This is a genomic window from Salinibacter sp. (genome assembly GCF_042218895.1).
Lineage (GTDB): Bacteria > Bacteroidota > Rhodothermia > Rhodothermales > Salinibacteraceae > Salinibacter.
In genome coordinates, this window is the sequence record NZ_JBDGQQ010000058.1 from 1 (window position 1) to 17,494 (window position 17,494).

The following is a 17,494-nucleotide window of genomic DNA, read 5'->3' on the forward strand; positions in this document are numbered from 1 at the left end:
GGAGGGGTTCGAACATCGTGAACCCGTCCACCTCCACGTTCGCCTCCGCCTCCATGGCCTCGTACAGCAGGCGAGTGTAGGGGTTGCCGTTCTCGCTTGTAAACCCGGGCCACCCGAGCACCTTCAGCGGCCGTTCGGGATCAGCGTCAGCATGCCCTTCCGGTCGATCATCCGTCATCGGCGATTCGGTGCTCGTCTGTCGTCAGCCAGTCGGAAAAGGAACGATCGAACAGGGTTTCCAGCCGGTGCACATCGTCGCGGTACACCTCCGCCAGGCGGGCCCGGGCGGCGTCCGGCAGGGGCGGCTTTTGCAGGTTCGCATTCCGCACCGCCATGAGGATCCGATCGCGGACGGTCTCCGGGAGCACGAGGCGCGACCACCGCCGCAGGACATGGTCCGGGGAGCCGATGAACTGGTGGAGCCAGTCGAGCTTGGGGACCCCCGTGGCGCGTCGGCGAATGCCGGTGTCCGGCTCAAAAGACGGGTCCACACCGAGTGCCCGGTACGCTGTCTGGGCAAAGGCCACGGAATCCTCTGTCAGCTCCTCAAAGCGATAGACGTGCAGCTGCTCGCGGTCGAAGTATTCCAGGTATCGGGCCAGCTGTTTGCCGTAGAAGCCCATGCGACGGTAGTGCCACGACCACTCCCAGCCCGCCGCCACCCGCTCGTCCTCCGCGTCGAGGGCCGCCTCGAAGTCGTTCAGCGGCTCGCGGCCGCTCTGGACCAACTGCAGGTAGTGCGAGTGTGCTCGTACGATGGGGTTGCGGAGGACTACGATGAGTGAAGCGTCGGGACACTGCTCGTGGAGAAGGCGCGGCGCGTCTTCATCGTAGAGGTAGACGGGCGAGGCTTCGCCGATGACCGACTCGGTCGTCGCCCCCGAGAACAGCGCCCGATAGTCTTCCAGCGTGTAGACAACTCCCGATTCGTGATTGGACGCTTCATCCCCCGGCCCGGCCATCTCGGGCGGATTCTCGGCGTAGGCAAAATAACAGGGCTCCTTCACCGGACTCATGAAGACGTCCGGGTGCTGGCGCAAGTAGTCGTACAGCGAGGTCGTGCCGGACTTGGCCGCTCCAATAACGAATGTATTCGGCATCCTCGCCATCGGTCCAACAGATCTTCGCGAAAGTCGAGAAGGTCGCCCGGTTCGTTCGGAAGGGACACCTATCACTGCGCAGAGGTGCTAAGCGTGTCCGCCGACGCGCATCCCCACGCGGCCACATCTTCTCGCGTCAGATCGTAGCGGGTCGCCTTTTGCACGGAGGGCACCTTTCCCTGGTAGGGCGAATGCACCCACTCCCAGACCGTTTGTCCGGTCGAATCGACTTCCAACACTCGACCCGCCGCTGATTCGGTCAGGAGCATGTTGCCGTTGTCCAACTGCTGCCACTTTCCCCCATTGGGCGTATAAAACGGCTGCCTAGGAGCAGTTGGGTAGCGTATCTCGGTGGCACTCGTGTGGGGGCGGACGAATTTGATGGTACTACCTCCCAGCATGCTCCCGTCGCTGGTGAGATCGTTGTTGTTGCTAAACACGCCGATCCAGCCGTTCCCCACAAAGTCGGGGTCGTGCTGGTGCAGGAAGGGATCGGAGGCGTGCCACTTGACCTCCAGGGTCTCCGGATCGAACACGAACACGAGATTGAGGTGCCGCACGGACACGGCCAGATCCCCGGCCTCGAAGAGGGGGTACTCATCGGCCATGGAGGCACTCAGGGGCTCCACGTCGTTGATGTGGGTGACGTCAGTGGGCACCCCCTTGGCATTGGTTGGATAGGGTTCCTCCTCCAGATATCTCGAGATGTAATGCTCCAAGTCATTCTCGTAGAGGACATCGAGGACATTAATGTCCGCCAGCAGGGTCCCGTCCGCCGACACCTGGAGGACGCGGTCCAGCCAGAACTTCTTTCCTCCGAGGCCGGGATAGCCGTCCGGGTACATCTCACTGCCGGCCTGCGGGGTGCGGCTGACGCCCGACACCCAGAACGTGCCGTCGTCGGCCCGGGCGATGGAGTGATGGTTCCCTTCCGCCATGGTCCAGCGCACGTCGCCGCAGGCCCCGAGGCGGGCCATGCCGATGTACTCCAGGTTCACCAGAAGGTCGCCGTCGGCAAAGAGATACGACCCGTGCACGTTGGGCCACATCGCAGTCGGTGCCTGGCGATCCAGGACTTGACTGCTAAAAATGCCCTCCGGATCGATGCGCCACTGGTGAACGACCTCTCCGCCCCGGTCGACCAGCTTGAGCATCGGCATCCAGCCGTCGCCGGTCTTCCACTTCGAGGTGATGAGCGTGAGGCCCGGCTGCATCCGCTCCGGCTGCGGGCGGCGCGTGCCGGCCCGGTCGTACCGCTGAGGGTGTAAGAACCCTGGATCGCTCCATCCCACCGCCGCCGCCACCGTCTGCGCCTCCTTCAGGGATTGCTGCAAAAAGTCATGGGGGAACCACCCCCATTTTCCCACCGCCACGCCGTAGACGAACGTCAGGATGGCGACCGACAGGACGAAGGCGACCTTCTCGAATGATCGGGCGATCATAATCGTCAACAGTTACAACAACCAGGGGCCGAGGCCATGTCGGACGGGCGTTCTCGTGCCCACAGTCGTTCCCGAGGCAGTCTCTCGGCAACGCCGTGTTCGTCATGGGGACGGGAGGGACACGCGACGGCCTCTTAAAATCGCAGTCCTTCCCAGCAACGGCCCCTCGTTCCCCCCTGTTCCAGATTTGCCACACCGATCGATCTCTGCATTCAACGTCCCAGATCGGGCACCCTGGAGCTCTGATCTCCTGCACGATGGTGTTCGACGAACCTATCGGCCGGATCGACTACTGGGCGGCGGCGGTCGAGTCCACCGACGAGCAGGGCCAGTCCGCAATGTCTGTCCGGGTCAGCGCATAGCGCGTTGCCTGCGTGACAGCGGGAACGTACTGGTCGCTGTACGGCGCAATGATCCACTCCCACACCGTCCGCCCCTCAGGGGTCACCTCTATCACGCGCCCAGTCCGGCTCTCCGTCAGGAGCATGTTGCCGTTGCTTAGCTGCTGCCACTTGCCCTGTGCGGCCGTGTAGAAGGAATCGGACTGGGCCGTGGGGAAGCGGACCTCGACCGAATCGGTGTGCGGCTGGAGCGCAACGATGCGGCTCCCGCCCAGCATGGTGCCGCGGAAGGTGAAGTCGCTGGCATTGTCGAAAATCCCAACCCATCCGTTTCCGAGAAAGTCCGGGTCGTGCTGCATCAGAAACGGATCGTCGGCGTGCCACTTCACCCGTCGGGTGTCGGGATCGACGACGAGCACCAAGTCGAGGTTGCGAAGGGACACCAGCAGGTCGCCAGTATTAAACAGGGGGTACTCATCGGCGAGGGAGGAGCTCAGCGGCTCCACGTCGTTCATGTGCGTGATGTCTTTCGTCTGGGGCCCTTTGTCCTTCGCCTGGGGCTGGAACGCCTCGGCAATGTAGCGCTCCAGATCGTTCGCGTACAGCAGGTCGAGCACGTTGAGGCGGTCGAGCACGGTGCCATCCGCGCTAACGTGCACGATCGGCTCGTGGTACACGGGCTTGTCGAGCCCCGGAACGCCGTCCGGGTGCGTGGGGAGGGTCCGGCGGGGCGTTTTGCTGGAGCCCGGAATCCAGTACGTGCCGTCCTCGGCCCGCTCGATGGAGTGGTGACTCCGCATCGCCAGCCGCCACTGCGGACGACCGCAGGCATCCACCTGCACGGTCCCCACCTGCCCAAAATTGACGAGCAGGGTGCCGTCCGGCTCCAGATGCGAGCCATGGATGTACCGACGACCGATGCGGCGCTGGTCGAGGGAATCGGGAAACAGCCGTCGAGGATCGAGCCGCCACTTGTGAACGGTTTGCCCGGACCGGTCCATCAACCGCACCTCCGGCTTCCACCCCTCGGGGCCCTTCCACATGGAGGTGACGAGGGTGAGACCGGGCTGCATTTTCGCCGGCGCGATCTGGCGGGCCCCCTGACGCTCGTAGACTCGCGGCTTTACGAAGTTGGGGGGATGCAGCGGGGACACCACTTTCGCCTGTCGCCACGCCTGCTCGATGACCGAGTTGGGAAACCAGCCCCACGCCCGCGCCCCGAAGCCGTAGAGGAAGGAAAACACCATCAGGGCCCCGACGAACGCAACCTTCGCGGCGGACGAGCGCATCTTCGTACAGTGATCGGTGCAACAACCCAAAGAGACGAAAGCTGGACCCCGGCGCGCTTCAAGACGTGAACGCCCTCGGCCTCAGCGTCACAATCGGCAGCCGCAACGAGCCCTCGTTCTTTTCTGTTCCGGCGACACACCGAAGAGTCCACTCCGGAGCGGCGTGTGCTGCTTCTCAGTCCTGCTCCTCCAGATACTTCTCGTACGGAGTCCCCCGGAGCCGCCGCACCAGCTCGTCGTAGTTGGCGACGCCCTCCCGGACCGACGGCGGGGCGATCTTGCGATAGCTGCTCTCGATGGGGGCAGACTCAACGCCCAAGGACGCACAAATCTCGTCCACAGTTGCTTGATGGACATCGGGATCGCGGATGTGCTCCTCGTAGGTCAACGACAGGTGGGGCACCCCTTCCAGGAGCCGCTCTTCGTACGCACCGAGGGCCTCGCTGCTGCGGATCCACTCCATCACGTGGTCGGGGTCGACGCGGAGTGCCCGGGCCTCGTCTGGGGTGTCGTCCTTTTTCTTGTGAAACTGCTCCCGACGGGCCCGAATGTTGGAGAGGGCGTGGCGGAGCAGATTCGCCCGCCGGAGGTAGAGAATTTGGAAACCGCCCTCGTTCCAGAGTCGGTCAATAAAAGACGCGGGGTGCTCCAGCGCGTTCTGCACGTCCTGTACCTGGTAGCTCAGAATCTTGCACCCGTACCCCGGCGCCGCGGCTCGCGCACTGCGGCCGAGCACGTGCCGGTAGGGATACGGAACGTAGTTGTGTAGCACTTCTCCCTCGCAGTGAAGCGCCGGAACGTCGTCGAGCATGCTGAGGAGCGCGGTGGTGCCGGATCGGCCCCGCCCGAACAAGATGAATCGGGGAGCGGGGAGGGCATTGGAATCAGTCCACCGGTACGCCCACAGCGCCTGTGCGTGCCGATACTGCTGGCGCACCTTCAGGTATTGCTGCGTGAGGGTCGACACGAGGGCATCGAACATCGGGGCAATGGCGGCTTTCTGGATCACACAGGACTCGGAACGGGGGGAGGCGTCGAAGGGGCTGCGGCCTCCCATTCCCGAAATAAAGAAGATCACCAAGAATCCGCCAACACCGCCCCCTCGCGCCGATACCACAGTGCAGATTCTTTTTCCTAACTGCTCAGATCCCGCCCCCCGCGATGAGCCCCCAGCCCCCTCCTGCCTCCGGAGAGAACGCCCCCGGCGATGGGACGTCCCCGGAGGACGCTCCGGCGTCCAACGAGCACGAGACGGAGGCCCGCGAGTACACGGACCGGATTCTGGAGGGGGCGACCTTCATTTTTTCCGGATCGATGGTGGGGAAGGTGGTGGGCCTCGCCATCCAGTTGGCGCTGGGCCGCGGGTTCGGCAAGGCCCTCTACGGGCTCTACACGACGGGGATGACGGTCCTTCGACTCGGACAGTCGGTGGCCACCCTCGGACTCCAGAACGGCGTCATCCGCTTCGGCGCACCTGCGTACGAGCGGGACCACCCTGAAGAGGTCAAGGGCACGTTTCTGGCAGTGGCGGGACTCGGTCTCGTGGCCGGGACCGTGCTCGGGGTCGGAATCTTCGTGGCCTCGCCCTGGCTGGCCGGAGGCGTGTTTACGGTTCCGGAGGGAATGGATCCGGCGCTGATGGAGCGGACCATTTCGGTGTTCGGGCTGGGCCTTCCCTTCTACGTGCTGACGTATCTTGCCTCCCGCATGGCCCGTGCCGTCGGCACGATGCAGGTCGACACGCTGCTCGACTCGATCCTCCAGCCGACCCTGTTTCTGGTGATGATCGGCGGTGTGCTGCTGGTTGGGCAGAACTTTACGTGGGCCCTCTACGCCTTTTTGACCTCGACGGTTCTCGCGGCGGGGACGAGCATCTACGCCATCTACCGGCTTTTCCCCCCGCTCTTCTCGCGTCTGGCCCCGGCGGTCGACGTCCGAGCCTTGCTCCGCTTTTCGATCCCCATCGTGGGCGTGACCCTGGCCACCATGGGCGTCACGTACACCGACCGGCTCATGCTGGCCATCCTCAAGACGCCGGAGGCGGTGGGGACGTATCAGCCCGCAGCGATCCTGGCAATCCAGTTGAATTTCATCCTGTTTGCGATGACCGCGGCCTTCTCGCCCATCATCTCCGACCTGTACGAGAGCGGCCAATTCGAAGACCTGTCGAGCCTCTACGCCGACACGGTCCGCTGGATCATCCTGCTGACCCTGCCGGCAGCCATTGTGCTCATCGTGTTTGCCCCCCAGATCATCTCGATCTGGGGCGCGGAGTACCGGAACGGGGCCTCGGCCCTCCGCATCCTCGCGGCCGCACAGTTTGTGGTGGCGGGCGTCGGCTCGGTCGGGCAGATGCTTCAGATGTCGGACCATCAGGACTACGTCTTCGGCGTCAACGCGTCGATGGCCGTGCTCAACGTGATCCTCAACTGGATCCTGATCCAGTGGTACGGCGTGAACGGGGCCGCACTGGCCACGGGGATCACCACTGCGCTCGGCGACACGGCCGAGGTCGTAGGCCTCTACGCCTTTCTCTCGATTCACCCGTTCCGGTGGCCCCTCTGGAAACCGTTCGCCGCCGCCGGACTGGCGACCCTGCTGACTGTGCCCCTCTACACCGCGACCTCCGGCCCGGCGCGGTGGGCCCTCGGCATTCCCGTCCTCCTGCTGGCCTACGGGGGCGCCCTCTACGGCCTCGGCCCTCACCCCAAGGACGCGTCAATCCTGACCGGCCTGTGGCAGCGGCTCGTATCCTCGGGAGACGAGTAGGAACCGGTCGGTCCGCTCAGGAGGAATTGCCGGCGGACGCGTACTCCCGTGCTAGGGACGCGAGGGCGTGGCGGGTGGGCGACGCGCCCGAGAGATACTGCTCGATCCAGTCGCCCGTGAAGAGGTGCTCGCGATCCACGGCCTCGTGGCGGCCGCTCATGTAGTGGAAGAGCGCCGGCAGGTCGCCGTCGTCGGGAGTTTGGGGCTTTACCCAGTTAAAACGGGAGTCGAGCAGGCCGTACTCGATTTGATTCTTGAGGATGCTGAACGCGACCCCCAGCTGCTCGGTCACCCAGTAGTCGTAGGTAGACTGCGAGGCGTCCGAGAAATACCGGTTCCGGACGCGCCGGGCCGCTTCTTTCAGCATCTCGACGAGGGTCGACTTGGCCGTGGCCGCCCGTCGCGCGAAGAGCTCGTGGGCGATCCGTGAAGCATCCCGGCGGACCTGGAGGACCGCAGGGCGCGTCATGACCATGACCCCGCCGTTGAAGAGGGGGTAGCCGAGCGGAAATCGCTCGTCGGCCACGTCGTCGAGGGTCTGCCCGTCCGGAAGCGCGAACTCTCGGATCAGCGGCTCGACGGTGCCGGCGCTCTGAGCTCCGGGATATCCGATCTTGCGCCCCCGGAACTGCGCCTCGTCGGGGTCCATCCCTGCCACCATCTCGTCGAGGGCGTCAAAGACGACCGTGTCGCAGTCGAGGTACACGAGAACCTCGTAGCTCTCCTGCGGGGCGTACAGGGCGTTGAACTTGTTGGTGAAGGCGCCGCCGTGCTGCCGCGGCATGACCCGGAACGTCACCGGTCCAAACTGGGCGATCTCTTCCCGATCGTCGGCGGGCAGTGCCTCAGCGTTGGTCGCCACGGTGACGGAGGTGTCGCTGAGCGCCCCGCCGTTTGCGCGGAGGCTGTACAGAAGCAGCTTCATCATGCCGGCAAACGCCCGGTCGGACTCCCCGACAATCGAGATGTGAACGTCCATCTTTCGCCTGCGTCAAGTCCCCAGAAGAGCTTGCTCGACACACCCCGGCACCACGAGGGAATCAGGAGGCGTTCCCCTCGGCCTCGTCGTCCGCGTTCTCGTCTCTCCGCCGCCGCACCCGCATGCCAACCAGCACAAAGACCCCGCCGTAGACCAGGATCGTGCTTGCCCACGCGATCCACCGGCCGTAGCGATCGGCCTTCGGCTCGAACCGCATGACGAGCGTGTGCTCCCCCTCCGGCACGTGCACGCCCCGGAGCAGGTAATCCGTGCGGTGAATCGGGACCTTCTTTCCGTTCAGGTACGCGTTCCAGCCGGCCGGGTAGTACACCTCGCTCGCCACGAAGAACCGCGGGGCGTCCGTGCGAACCGTCCACCGAATCTCCTCCGGCTCGTAGTGCTCCAGGGTCACGTCGGCCGTACTGTTGCTGTCGATCGGCGTGACCGGCTTGTCGAGGGGCTCGGGGAGGAGCGCCGTTTGCCGCGGCTCGAACGACGAGGACCGGAGCCGCGCCCACATTTTCTTCGGACTCTCGACGACGTCCGTCTGTCCTACGAGGAAGCCGCGGGGGACCGCGTCCTTGTTCCGAAGGACCAGCACCCCCGACTTCTGGCTGCGATAAACAACTTCGGTTCCCGGAAGCTGCTGGCGGGCCGCAATATAGCGGGTGTTCATGAGGTCAAGGGCGTTCTCGTTCGGCGGGCCTTTTGCGTTGACCCGAAGGATGTGGTCAAGGTAGTGCTGGTAGCGCTGGAGCTTGGCCCCGTGGTACCCGCCCACGTTCTCGTAGTGGTACGAGGGGCGGGCGGTGCTGGTCGGATTCCCCTCCACCAGCGAGAGGACGCGGAAGTGGCCCAGCCCGCCCGCCTGCTTCTGCTTCTTCTTAATGTATTGGTCAAACCGATAGGTGGGAATGGACTGCTCCGCCTCCTGCGACGAGTAGCGCTCCTCGCCCATATAGCGCGAATCGACGCCCCAGAGATCTACTCCGACGACCGCAACCACCGCAAGACCGGCCACCCACGGCTGGATGGTCTCGCGCCGGTACAGCACGAGGGCCCCAGCCGCCAGGAGGAGGAAAAGCATCGTGCGCTGCGCATCGGTCGCGAAGGCGCCGCGGCGCTGCTCCTTCAACTTTTGCATCTGGCGGTCCACCGCCTTCTGCACCCGAGGATTCCGAGGGGAAACGTTCGGATTTTGGCGGAGCAGGGCCTGCCGGATGCGCTGCCGCTCGTTGGGCTTCTCAAAGTCGAGGAACGTATTCGGGGTGAGCCACACCAGCGCCACGACCCCGAACACCACCCCGAACGAGATCAGGATGGGGCGGAGTCGGGGATCGGCCGTCTGTCCGCGCCGTCGGTCCGGGTCGTCCGGCCGGCGCAAGGCATAATCGAGCCCAATGCCCGCAAGGACCGCCAGTCCCAAGGCACTCGCAGAAAGCCAGGTCTCCGGGGCGCGGAAGGCATCAAAGAACGGGAAGTACTGAAACAGGGGCCAGTTTATCCATGCGGCGTGCTTGCCCAGGGAGAAGAGGATGGTACCGAGCGTGCCCAGCCCCAGGCCCCACACTAGCCACGAACGAACTCGCCAGACAGCCAGCCCCGCCAGGGCCCCCACAACCCCGGTCACATAGTGGGGTCCCTCGGTGAAGGTTTTGGGGCCCCAGTAGGTCTGTCCGCCCCCTCCGAAGGCATCAGCCACAATGAGCGTGAAGAGCTCACCGGGGCCCTGACTCCACCGCATGGCCGACGTCCAGCCCATACCGCCCCCGTTGCCGCTGCCGTTGACGGCCGCCGCGGCGCCGCGCACCGAGTATTGCTTGTACTGGTACCGGGCCAGGTACGGCTCCGCGGCCATGGCGAGGCTCAACACCGTGCCCAGCGCAAGCCAGCCCGTCGAGGTGGCCAGCTCCGGCACCCGACCGTCTCGCACGGCCCCGATGACCTCCACAGTCCACCACAGCAGAAGAAACATCCCTGTATAGAACACGATCTGCGGATGATTGGCGCGCAACTGGAGCGCCAGCGCGCCCGCAAACAGAAGCCCCCCGAGCAGGGAGGGATTGCGCAGAGTGTATGCGAATGCGAGTAGGACGTACGGCGCGTAAGCCAAAGCGACGAACTTGGTGCCGTGCCCCACCCCGATGATGATGGGGATGTACGTCGTAAACCCGAAGACAAGCCCCGATAGGAGCCCTGAGAGGTGGTTTCGCGTCAAATAAAAGACGAGCAGGTACACGCCCGCCATGAGCACGAACAGTATGGACACGGGCCACAGGGGCCCGCGAATGAGGTTCACCAGATCGTCGAGCTGCAGGACAGAAATGTGCTCGTTGATGTAGGGCATCCCGCTGAACACGTTCGGCGCCCAGCGGGCCCATTCCCCAGTCTTCCGGTGGTGCTCCACCGTCACCTGCGCGTTGGCCCGAAAGGTGATGGTGTCGGTGCCCTGAATGTTCTTGCCTTCAAAGATGGCAGGGGCGTAGAAGGCCAGGGCCACCACGAGTAAAATCCCAAGGCAGGCTGTATGCCGGGTCGTGGGGGAGAGCTGCGCCCAAAAGGTGTCGGTGTGGGCGGTGCGCGGAGGCGGAGACTGGGTGGAAGAGGGCATGTAGGAGGATTTGTCGTAGCGAGGACGACAGGTCAAGAAGCCCGAAACGGTCGGTCATTTTTGCTGTTCCAGTGGGGCTTGTCAAGGTCAGGCGGGCCATAGACCAATCGGAGGTCTCAGATACTCTTGGGTGCCCCCTGGTCCGGTTTGGACGCGTGTTCAGAGGTCGCCCGTTTTCTTCGCTCCTCCTCAACGCCCTCGCCCCGCCCCTGTCATGAATCGGGTGAATCTTTTCCTCATCGGCGTGAACAAGGCCGGTACGAGCTGGCTGTACTACCTGCTCGACCATCACCCAGACGTGTTCATGGCGGACGCGAAAGAGCTCTACTACTTTGGCGACGAAGGGCCGGAGGAGGAGCGTCCCGAGACCCTCGCGAGCTACCACCGTCACTTTCCGTTCAACGAAGAGTACCGCTATTTCGGCGACGCAACGGTGATGTACTACAAGAGCCCGGCGACCGCCGACGAGATTCAGGCCTACAACCCGGACGCAAAGCTGTTCGCCATCGTCCGCGATCCGATTCAGCGCCTGCTTTCCCAGTTTCAATACAACAAGCAACTCGGCCTCATCGACGAGGCAACTTCGGTGGCGGAGGCGCTTCCCGACCGCGAGTACCTTCTCCGCACCAGTCACTACGAGGAGACCCTGCCCGCGTACGCCGAGCGGTTCGGGCCCGACCAGTTCAAGGTCGTGAGCCTCGAGGCGGGGCAGGCAGATCCGGAGGCGTTCTGGACAGACCTCCTAGACTTCCTCGACCTGCCGAAGGCTCCCCGTCCGAAAACCGAGGATCAGCCCGAAAACCCGACGGGGAGTGCGCCCTTTCGTGCGGTCTACCGCGCAACCGTTCGCCCCCTACGCCGACACTTTCCCCAGGTTTACCGGTGGCTCCTTGGGAGCACGGTCGCACGACAGGCCAAACTGGCACTGCTCCGCCTGCTGGGCACGGCGAGGGCCAAGACGGAAGCCCTGTCCCCCGAGATGGAAGCCCGGCTGCAGGAGGAGTTTGCCCCAACCTACGCCTACCTGCGGGACCTCGGCTTCAAGGTGTACGACAACTCGTAGGATCGAAGGCCCCACAATTTAGGACAGGCGTCGCCCGGCGCGGCACGGCGGCCGGTGCGGGTCAGGGTACGCTCCCCCTCTCCTTCCAGCACCTACCAGTTATTGTCTTCTTCGTAGCCAAGCCGAACGGCGGCATCACCCGCAAGCTCCTTAAAACGAGCCTTCAGTTCTTCGTCGAAGTGATCCTCCCACTGGCTGGTCCGCCCCGAACGAAGATGGGACTGTTCCTCAACGTCCCCAAAACTACGACCCGAGACGTTCTGGAAGCTGTAGTACTCGGCGATCTCTAAGCCGGCTTCCACGGCTTCTTCGTGGAAGCCGTAGTGCCGAAAAAGAGCGTCGAAGTAAGAGGCCTCATCAGCGATCACGTCTTCGTACTTCAACTCCAGGAACGCTGGGTCGTCGTAGTTCCACCGGAGCATGTCCTGAAGGTCCTCCCGACAGAAGCGCTCCATTTCGAGAATCATCCCCTGCTTTTTTCCGACCTCGTTCAGGGCCTCCTGGAAGCTCTTACCGTCATACTCGTCTTGGGGGACACGGGCCCACTCCTCTTCCGTCCAGAGATGGTAGTGGTACCCAGACACAACCATGTCTCGAGGATCTCGGATCATATGGGACCCGCGATATGGCGGAAGTGCAGACCGGTCGATCCGGCTATGATCCTGCAAGAAGACCTCCGTGGAGGACTCTAGGGCTTCCTGCTCGCCCAACTGGAAGTGCAGGCCATACTGCCTCGCCACCGTTGACAGTACCCGGGTAAACCATACCGTGCCGCTCCGGTGGTGACAGCAGTGCACGATGAGTTCCGGTCCATCATCCACGAAAGGATCCTCCGTGACCAGTCGGTTCAGATGGGTGGCCCCCTTGTTCAACAGGGTGAGAGCGCCACCGGGAACTGAGCTTTTTGCTATATTTCGTAGGGTATCGTACATTCAATCTGACTCTAATATTGGGAGGACAATTTTACGTAATTAGCTAAGTAATATTTTCCACGAGACGGGCGAAAAGGGGCACTTGGAGCCAGCCGAGTTTCTCCGGACGCCTGCAGTGTCAACTCGCCCCTGCACCGCTGATGCGTGAGGGACGCCCCCACCTCGCCCTCGTTGTGGCTCCTGGTTCAGGGCGTTCCGTCATCTCTGTCTGGTGAGCCTTGACTTGGCGACGGGAAACTCTCCCAAAACGCTTCTTCGTACCTTCTCGTAAGGGCTTGGGCGAGGATCCTGTTTGTCGATGGGAGATAAATCGGTTCACTTGCACTCACCTTGTTGAGGCATTGCCCAGAGGAGTCCTCAGAGCCTGGTACTGGATCCATCTCCCCTGACCGGACACGGATTTCTTACATCACAGGCCCATACCTGCGATGCATCGTGCCGTAGGACAATCCACGCCGTCCTGTCGGCGTGGGTTATATAAATCTGCGTCCCTCCTTTTCCGATTCACCGTCTTGTTCGGAGTCGTCTAAATGCACGTCTCCACCTGTGAGATCCTGCCTGCTGGTTCCTATCTTTCCTGGTGTTTCGCACTGCCCGCCAGCTCAATTTTTGACCGTCCCCCGATATGTTTGCGTCCATCCTGATTCCCGTGGACTTGTCCAGCACCAACGAGCATGTCCTCCAGCGGGCTCAGCAGCTGGGGGATCCGAGTCGCACCCGCCTCCTGCTGCTTCACGTAATCGAGACCCTCCAGGACGAGGATCCCGACGAGATGGAGGATTTCTACGACGAACTTCGCCAGGACGCCGAGGAGAAGATGGAGACCTGGGCTACAGCGGTCGCCGAAGAGGGGTTCGAGGTCCGGTCTACGATCACGTATGGACAGCGGGGCCCCAAAATCACGCAGGTAGCCGGCGAGAAAGAAGTAGATCTTCTCGTGATGCGGTCCCATCAGGTCAGTCGTGACGACTCCGACGCCGATGTTGGAACGGTCAGCCACCAGGTAGCCGTCTTCGCCCCCTGCTCCGTCCACCTCGTTCGGGTGTAGCCTCCCTCGTGTTCGGCTCGCGAAACCGAGTTGGCGTAGCGTGGATCCGCTTCGCTGCCAAAGTTCTACGGCTCTGTTCTCTCGCTCCGCAGGACCTGTTCTGTGGTCCTTCTTTGGGGAAATGTTGTCCCCCCTAAGCCCATCGGCGGGCGCTGCGGCGCACAACCCCACCAGTGAACGCTCTCCGTGACCAATGCATTCGCCGGTTTATGGTCTACAGCATCACCGGAAACCCTACGAAGCCAAACCTCTGGGCGCCATTGTCCGAGTTGGTGCACCGACTTCTCGACGATGGGCTTGACTTTGTGCTGCACGAACCGATTGCCGACGGTCTCGCCGAGCGGGACCTCGTTGACGACGCGATTTGTCGTGACCACGCGGTTCGTGACATCGCCGAGGCGGGCGACCTCATTTTCTCGTTTGGCGGGGATGGAACGCTGCTACGCACCGCCCACCTCACTGGCCCGAACGACACGCCCCTGCTGGGCGTCAACATCGGGCGCTTAGGCTTCCTGGCCGACATCGAGATTGACCGCATCCACGATGCGCTGGATGCCCTCGAAGCCGGGGACTACGACGTCGAAGAGCGTCTCGTGCTTGAGGCAACGTCCGATTCTCCCCCTGCGTTCGACACCGAGTGGGCCGTCAACGAGTTCGCGCTGGACCGTAGTGGGGCCGCCGGGCTCATCGAGATCGAGGTGGTCGTCAATGGCACTCCGCTCAACACCTACTGGGCCGATGGGCTAATCATAGCGACCCCGACCGGGTCTACCGCGTACTCGCTGTCGACCGGCGGCCCCATCATCGCTCCCGGAGTTGAGGCCGTCATCCTGACCCCTATTGCCCCGCACACGCTCACCGTTCGCCCCATCGTTCTTCCCGCCGACGTCACGATCACCTGTCGGGTGTTGGAAAACGATCAGCCCTACGTGTTCGCCGCAGACGGCCGGAGCACCATGTTTGAGGAGCACGCGATCCGGTTCACCGTCGAGCGCGCCGCGCACACTGTGAACCTCGTGAAGCTGCCCGGGCAACACTTTTTCCACACGCTCCGGTCGAAACTGATGTGGGGCGTGCGTCGTTCAGACGGAGGCTAAGCCAGAAGACCCTCCCCCGTGGCAAGGAATACTCAGTGAAGGGGGGATGAAACGGCTGAGGCAGTCGTTGACAGCTTTGGTCCGCACCGGTACATTTCGGTCTGTCGAGCCGGAGGGACCCGGCAGACGACCGGGGTCAGGTAGCTCAGGTGGTAGAGCAACGGCCTGAAAAGCCGTGTGTCGGCGGTTCGAATCCGCCCCTGACCACGCTCACCCCGCTCAAATCGGCGCTTTGCGCCGCTGAGCGGGGTTTTTTGTTACCACGGATGTAAAAACAGATGTAGTGTAGCTCCACTTTCTGCCGAGAAAGGAACGCTCGGAAGCCAGAAAATCGGGGGCTCGCGTCGGATGTGTCTATCGGACCTGGAAGCCTACCTCGGAGGAGACCGAGCCAGTTCCCTCGGGTATGTTTCCCTCAGGCAGCCTCCACCTCAGACCAGAAGGCCCGATGAGCTCGGAAAACACGCCAGATCCGTCGGGCAGGCCGGGTCCCAAGGATACAATCCAGGCGCTGCAGGAGAAAGCCTGGTCGGCCCTCTCCGACGCAGAGGTGCTCTCGGAGCGCGGGTCGCCGGAGGCGACAATCAACCGCGGATGCCATACAGTCTTTCAGGCCGCCCGCGCCGCGCTTCTGACCGAGGGGGAAAGTCCCGATACCCACTCCGGCGTCATTCGCCCTTCGGCTACCACTTCGTTCGGACCGAACAGGGATCCGTGGAGGTTGGCGCTATCTTCACCACCGCGCATCGATGCACGGCGACGCCGATTAGGACGCGGTTTCGGACTTCAGTCGAGCGGAGGCCGCCGAGCTTGTCGAGAAGGCCCACCGGTTCATGGAAGCTGTTGAGGAGCAGATTCTTTCCAGCCGGGTGGCACGCGCTTCGCCCGGGGCCTCGATCAGTTCAGGGTTCACATGATTCAGGATTTCCAGAGCTACGCTCCACTGCTACGCCGGCCCTAATGATGACCAGACGCAATGCCTCTCTGTGAGAAGATCTGCTCAGAGCGGAAAGATTTCTGGGAATGCGACCTTTCCGTGCAGGCTCTTTTCGGGGCTGGCCGGTGTTGACGACGTGAGTGATTGACACTGCCGCTGGGCCAAATGGCCGAGTCCGACCAGTGGAAAGGGCAAGTGTCCCGGTCAGAATCGAGAAGAGAACCGGCTCTTGAATCCGATAAACCGAAGGCCGTAGTGGCAGCCTGACCGAACCGAACGCAGCGAGCTCTTCAACACTTTCTCGGACTGGGCTTTTGCAATCACGCAGGTAGAGAATCCCGCTCACACTCCAGCCTCCGTCCACCATTCACCCGGATACAGAAATCGGAGACACCCCAAAACGATACCAATGATCTCTGTCCTTCAAATCGCTCTACCGATTGCGGCTGTGGGGGCAGCCGTCGGCGCGCTAATCAGCATCGGTCTACACTGGGGCAAGTCGCACAGCTGGACGGAAAGAGGGGTCCTTGTGGCGAGAGACCTCCTCCTCGGGGGAACCCTCCTGTTTATCATCCTCCTCTCTTTCTGGCTCTGGTTAGAGCTTCTAACCGCGGGGGTCTCCGTACTACCGTCGACCTCCTACGCGTACCTCGCCGTACATATCGTCTACGCAGGAGCTCTGACCCCGGCTCTTCGCCTTCTGAATCGAGGGCAGGAGGAGAAACAGCTGTCGATCCCGACTGCCTTTTTCATCTCGCTGCTGGCTTCTCCACTCATTTTGCTGATTGGGCTTGTTCTTCTCCCGACGGTCCTCGATTCGGAGACGTAGTCGGACGGTCGCCTGGCCCCCCGGAGCCTGCTGGCGCGGAACCAGTGCTGTTGGGAACGGCGGTTTGCGGGCGAACGGGGGCTTGCGGGGCCCGCTTTGGGCGGGTGGGGATGAACGCGCAGACGAACCTGCACCCGAACCCTACGTTTGAGTAAGAGACAAAGTCAAGAGGTCCCGCGAAATCAAGAGTGCCCTGTAGGGATGATCGGTTTTGCGGACGTAGAAGTTGCTCGCTGGAGGTGGAGCCCTGTCAGTCGGATCAAAGCCGTATGCCTCCTTTTGCTTGGAGGACTTGTGTGTTCTGGGAGCCTCGTGCCCAGAGCCGCGGCGCAAGACACCCAGCCGACCCGCCGGGAGAAGCTGGTCCACTATAGCCTCTACTACGAGAACTTCAAGAACAAAAACTACAAAAGCGCGCGCAGCGACCTCCTCTGGATTTTGGAGCATGCCCCCGGGCTTCCGGAGGGAGACGCCCGAAACTACCGCCGCGCGGTCAAGCTCTACGAGGGGCTCGCCAAGCGGGCTACGAGCAAACAGAAGCGGAAGGCGTACTTGGATACGGCGGCCACCTATCTGGCCACTGCCCCCAAGAAAATGAACCGGCAGGGCATCGAGTACGCCCCCTACGCGTGGCAGCTTCGCAAGGGCCGGTTTCTGGCGCGGCACCAGCAGCAGTCCTTTTCGGACGTGGAGGGCCTCAAAACCTCCATTGCCCACTACCGGAACGCCTTCGAGCTTTCTCCCAGGAAGGTGAATCCGTATTACATCCAGCGCGTGCTTCAGGCCTACCTGGAGGAGAACAAGCTTCAGAAAGCCCTCAAGTTTGCCCGCACGGTCGAAAAGAAGCGCGGGTACGACAAGGCGGTAGCAAAAATCGTGAGCCGGGTCCGCGAGCAGGTTTTTGGCAAAAACCCGCAGGCCCGGATCGCCTACCTCGAACGGCAGGCCAAGGCCCATCCCGACAGCACGAGGCTTTTGACGGAGCTTTTCAACGCCTATGCTGAGCGGGGAAACGTCCAGAAGGCCTCGAAGCTCGCCGAGCGCCTGATGAAGGCCG

General features: G+C 62.8%; 14 protein-coding genes and 1 tRNA gene. 8 read left to right on the plus strand and 7 right to left on the minus strand.

From position 1 onward, the window contains the following. Positions 1 to 167: 167 nt before the first annotated feature. The 4 genes from ABEL04_RS06125 to ABEL04_RS06140 all read right to left on the minus strand — a co-directional run bounded on the left by ABEL04_RS06125 (position 168) and on the right by ABEL04_RS06140 (position 5,181). Complete coding sequence (locus ABEL04_RS06125; protein ID WP_375801504.1) at positions 168 to 1,100, minus strand: sulfotransferase; 933 nt, start codon at positions 1,098 to 1,100, stop codon at positions 168 to 170. Positions 1,101 to 1,171: 71 nt separating this feature from the next. Further along, positions 1,172 to 2,542, minus strand: a complete 1,371-nt coding sequence (locus ABEL04_RS06130; protein WP_375801505.1) for an arylsulfotransferase family protein — start codon at positions 2,540 to 2,542, stop codon at positions 1,172 to 1,174. 289 nt (positions 2,543 to 2,831) lie between these two features. Then, complete coding sequence (locus ABEL04_RS06135; RefSeq protein ID WP_375801506.1) at positions 2,832 to 4,172, minus strand: arylsulfotransferase family protein; 1,341 nt, start codon at positions 4,170 to 4,172, stop codon at positions 2,832 to 2,834. 175 nt (positions 4,173 to 4,347) lie between these two features. Then, positions 4,348 to 5,181 (minus strand): hypothetical protein, encoded by an 834-nt coding sequence (locus ABEL04_RS06140; protein ID WP_375801507.1) that lies wholly within the window; start codon positions 5,179 to 5,181, stop codon positions 4,348 to 4,350. A 152-nt stretch (positions 5,182 to 5,333) separates the two neighbouring features. On the opposite strand from ABEL04_RS06140, the gene ABEL04_RS06145 reads away from it, so the two are divergent. Further along, on the plus strand, positions 5,334 to 6,941 hold the full coding sequence (locus ABEL04_RS06145; protein WP_375801508.1) for a flippase: 1,608 nt from the start codon (positions 5,334 to 5,336) through the stop codon (positions 6,939 to 6,941). A gap of 16 nt (positions 6,942 to 6,957) precedes the next feature. On the opposite strand, the gene ABEL04_RS06150 is transcribed toward ABEL04_RS06145, so the two are convergent. Next, on the minus strand, positions 6,958 to 7,920 hold the full coding sequence (locus ABEL04_RS06150) for a hypothetical protein (protein WP_375801509.1): 963 nt from the start codon (positions 7,918 to 7,920) through the stop codon (positions 6,958 to 6,960). 61 nt (positions 7,921 to 7,981) lie between these two features. Next, positions 7,982 to 10,531: a hypothetical protein gene (locus ABEL04_RS06155; RefSeq protein ID WP_375801510.1), complete on the minus strand. Its 2,550-nt coding sequence runs from the start codon at positions 10,529 to 10,531 to the stop codon at positions 7,982 to 7,984. A gap of 214 nt (positions 10,532 to 10,745) precedes the next feature. On the opposite strand from ABEL04_RS06155, the gene ABEL04_RS06160 reads away from it, so the two are divergent. Beyond that, positions 10,746 to 11,594, plus strand: a complete 849-nt coding sequence (locus ABEL04_RS06160; RefSeq protein ID WP_375801511.1) for a sulfotransferase — start codon at positions 10,746 to 10,748, stop codon at positions 11,592 to 11,594. Between the two features lie 92 nt (positions 11,595 to 11,686). Here the strand turns inward: ABEL04_RS06160 and ABEL04_RS06165 are convergent, their stop codons facing one another. Beyond that, positions 11,687 to 12,526, minus strand: coding sequence for a sulfotransferase domain-containing protein (locus ABEL04_RS06165; RefSeq protein WP_375801512.1), 840 nt, complete (start codon positions 12,524 to 12,526; stop codon positions 11,687 to 11,689). A 625-nt stretch (positions 12,527 to 13,151) separates the two neighbouring features. Here ABEL04_RS06165 and ABEL04_RS06170 point away from each other — a divergent pair. The 6 genes from ABEL04_RS06170 to ABEL04_RS06195 all read left to right on the plus strand — a co-directional run. Beyond that, positions 13,152 to 13,574 (plus strand): universal stress protein, encoded by a 423-nt coding sequence (locus ABEL04_RS06170; RefSeq protein ID WP_375801513.1) that lies wholly within the window; start codon positions 13,152 to 13,154, stop codon positions 13,572 to 13,574. Between the two features lie 209 nt (positions 13,575 to 13,783). Continuing rightward, positions 13,784 to 14,671, plus strand: a complete 888-nt coding sequence (locus tag ABEL04_RS06175) for an NAD(+)/NADH kinase (protein ID WP_375801514.1) — start codon at positions 13,784 to 13,786, stop codon at positions 14,669 to 14,671. Positions 14,672 to 14,805: 134 nt separating this feature from the next. Continuing rightward, positions 14,806 to 14,878: transfer RNA gene (locus tag ABEL04_RS06180), tRNA-Phe, on the plus strand. A gap of 241 nt (positions 14,879 to 15,119) precedes the next feature. Next, positions 15,120 to 15,518 (plus strand): HEPN domain-containing protein, encoded by a 399-nt coding sequence (locus tag ABEL04_RS06185; RefSeq protein ID WP_375801515.1) that lies wholly within the window; start codon positions 15,120 to 15,122, stop codon positions 15,516 to 15,518. 499 nt (positions 15,519 to 16,017) lie between these two features. Beyond that, a complete protein-coding gene (locus ABEL04_RS06190) occupies positions 16,018 to 16,437 on the plus strand; it encodes a hypothetical protein (protein WP_375801516.1) in 420 nt (139 codons plus the stop codon). Positions 16,438 to 16,749: 312 nt separating this feature from the next. Next, positions 16,750 to 17,494 (plus strand): tetratricopeptide repeat protein (locus ABEL04_RS06195; protein WP_375801517.1); only part of this gene is annotated, 745 nt, incomplete at its 3' end.

What these genes read in the sequence shown, in the direction of transcription:
- ABEL04_RS06160 (WP_375801511.1), top strand. Translation starts at nt 10,746, where the DNA reads ATGAATCGGGTGAATCTTTTCCTCATCGGCGTGAACAAGGCCGGTACG.
- ABEL04_RS06190 (WP_375801516.1), top strand. Translation starts at nt 16,018, where the DNA reads ATGATCTCTGTCCTTCAAATCGCTCTACCGATTGCGGCTGTGGGGGCA.
- ABEL04_RS06165 (WP_375801512.1), bottom strand. Translation starts at nt 12,526, where the DNA reads ATGTACGATACCCTACGAAATATAGCAAAAAGCTCAGTTCCCGGTGGC.
- ABEL04_RS06185 (WP_375801515.1), top strand. Translation starts at nt 15,120, where the DNA reads ATGAGCTCGGAAAACACGCCAGATCCGTCGGGCAGGCCGGGTCCCAAG.
- ABEL04_RS06175 (WP_375801514.1), top strand. Translation starts at nt 13,784, where the DNA reads ATGGTCTACAGCATCACCGGAAACCCTACGAAGCCAAACCTCTGGGCG.
- ABEL04_RS06170 (WP_375801513.1), top strand. Translation starts at nt 13,152, where the DNA reads ATGTTTGCGTCCATCCTGATTCCCGTGGACTTGTCCAGCACCAACGAG.
- ABEL04_RS06155 (WP_375801510.1), bottom strand. Translation starts at nt 10,531, where the DNA reads ATGCCCTCTTCCACCCAGTCTCCGCCTCCGCGCACCGCCCACACCGAC.
- ABEL04_RS06150 (WP_375801509.1), bottom strand. Translation starts at nt 7,920, where the DNA reads ATGGACGTTCACATCTCGATTGTCGGGGAGTCCGACCGGGCGTTTGCC.
- ABEL04_RS06145 (WP_375801508.1), top strand. Translation starts at nt 5,334, where the DNA reads ATGAGCCCCCAGCCCCCTCCTGCCTCCGGAGAGAACGCCCCCGGCGAT.
- ABEL04_RS06135 (WP_375801506.1), bottom strand. Translation starts at nt 4,172, where the DNA reads ATGCGCTCGTCCGCCGCGAAGGTTGCGTTCGTCGGGGCCCTGATGGTG.
- ABEL04_RS06130 (WP_375801505.1), bottom strand. Translation starts at nt 2,542, where the DNA reads ATGATCGCCCGATCATTCGAGAAGGTCGCCTTCGTCCTGTCGGTCGCC.
- ABEL04_RS06125 (WP_375801504.1), bottom strand. Translation starts at nt 1,100, where the DNA reads ATGCCGAATACATTCGTTATTGGAGCGGCCAAGTCCGGCACGACCTCG.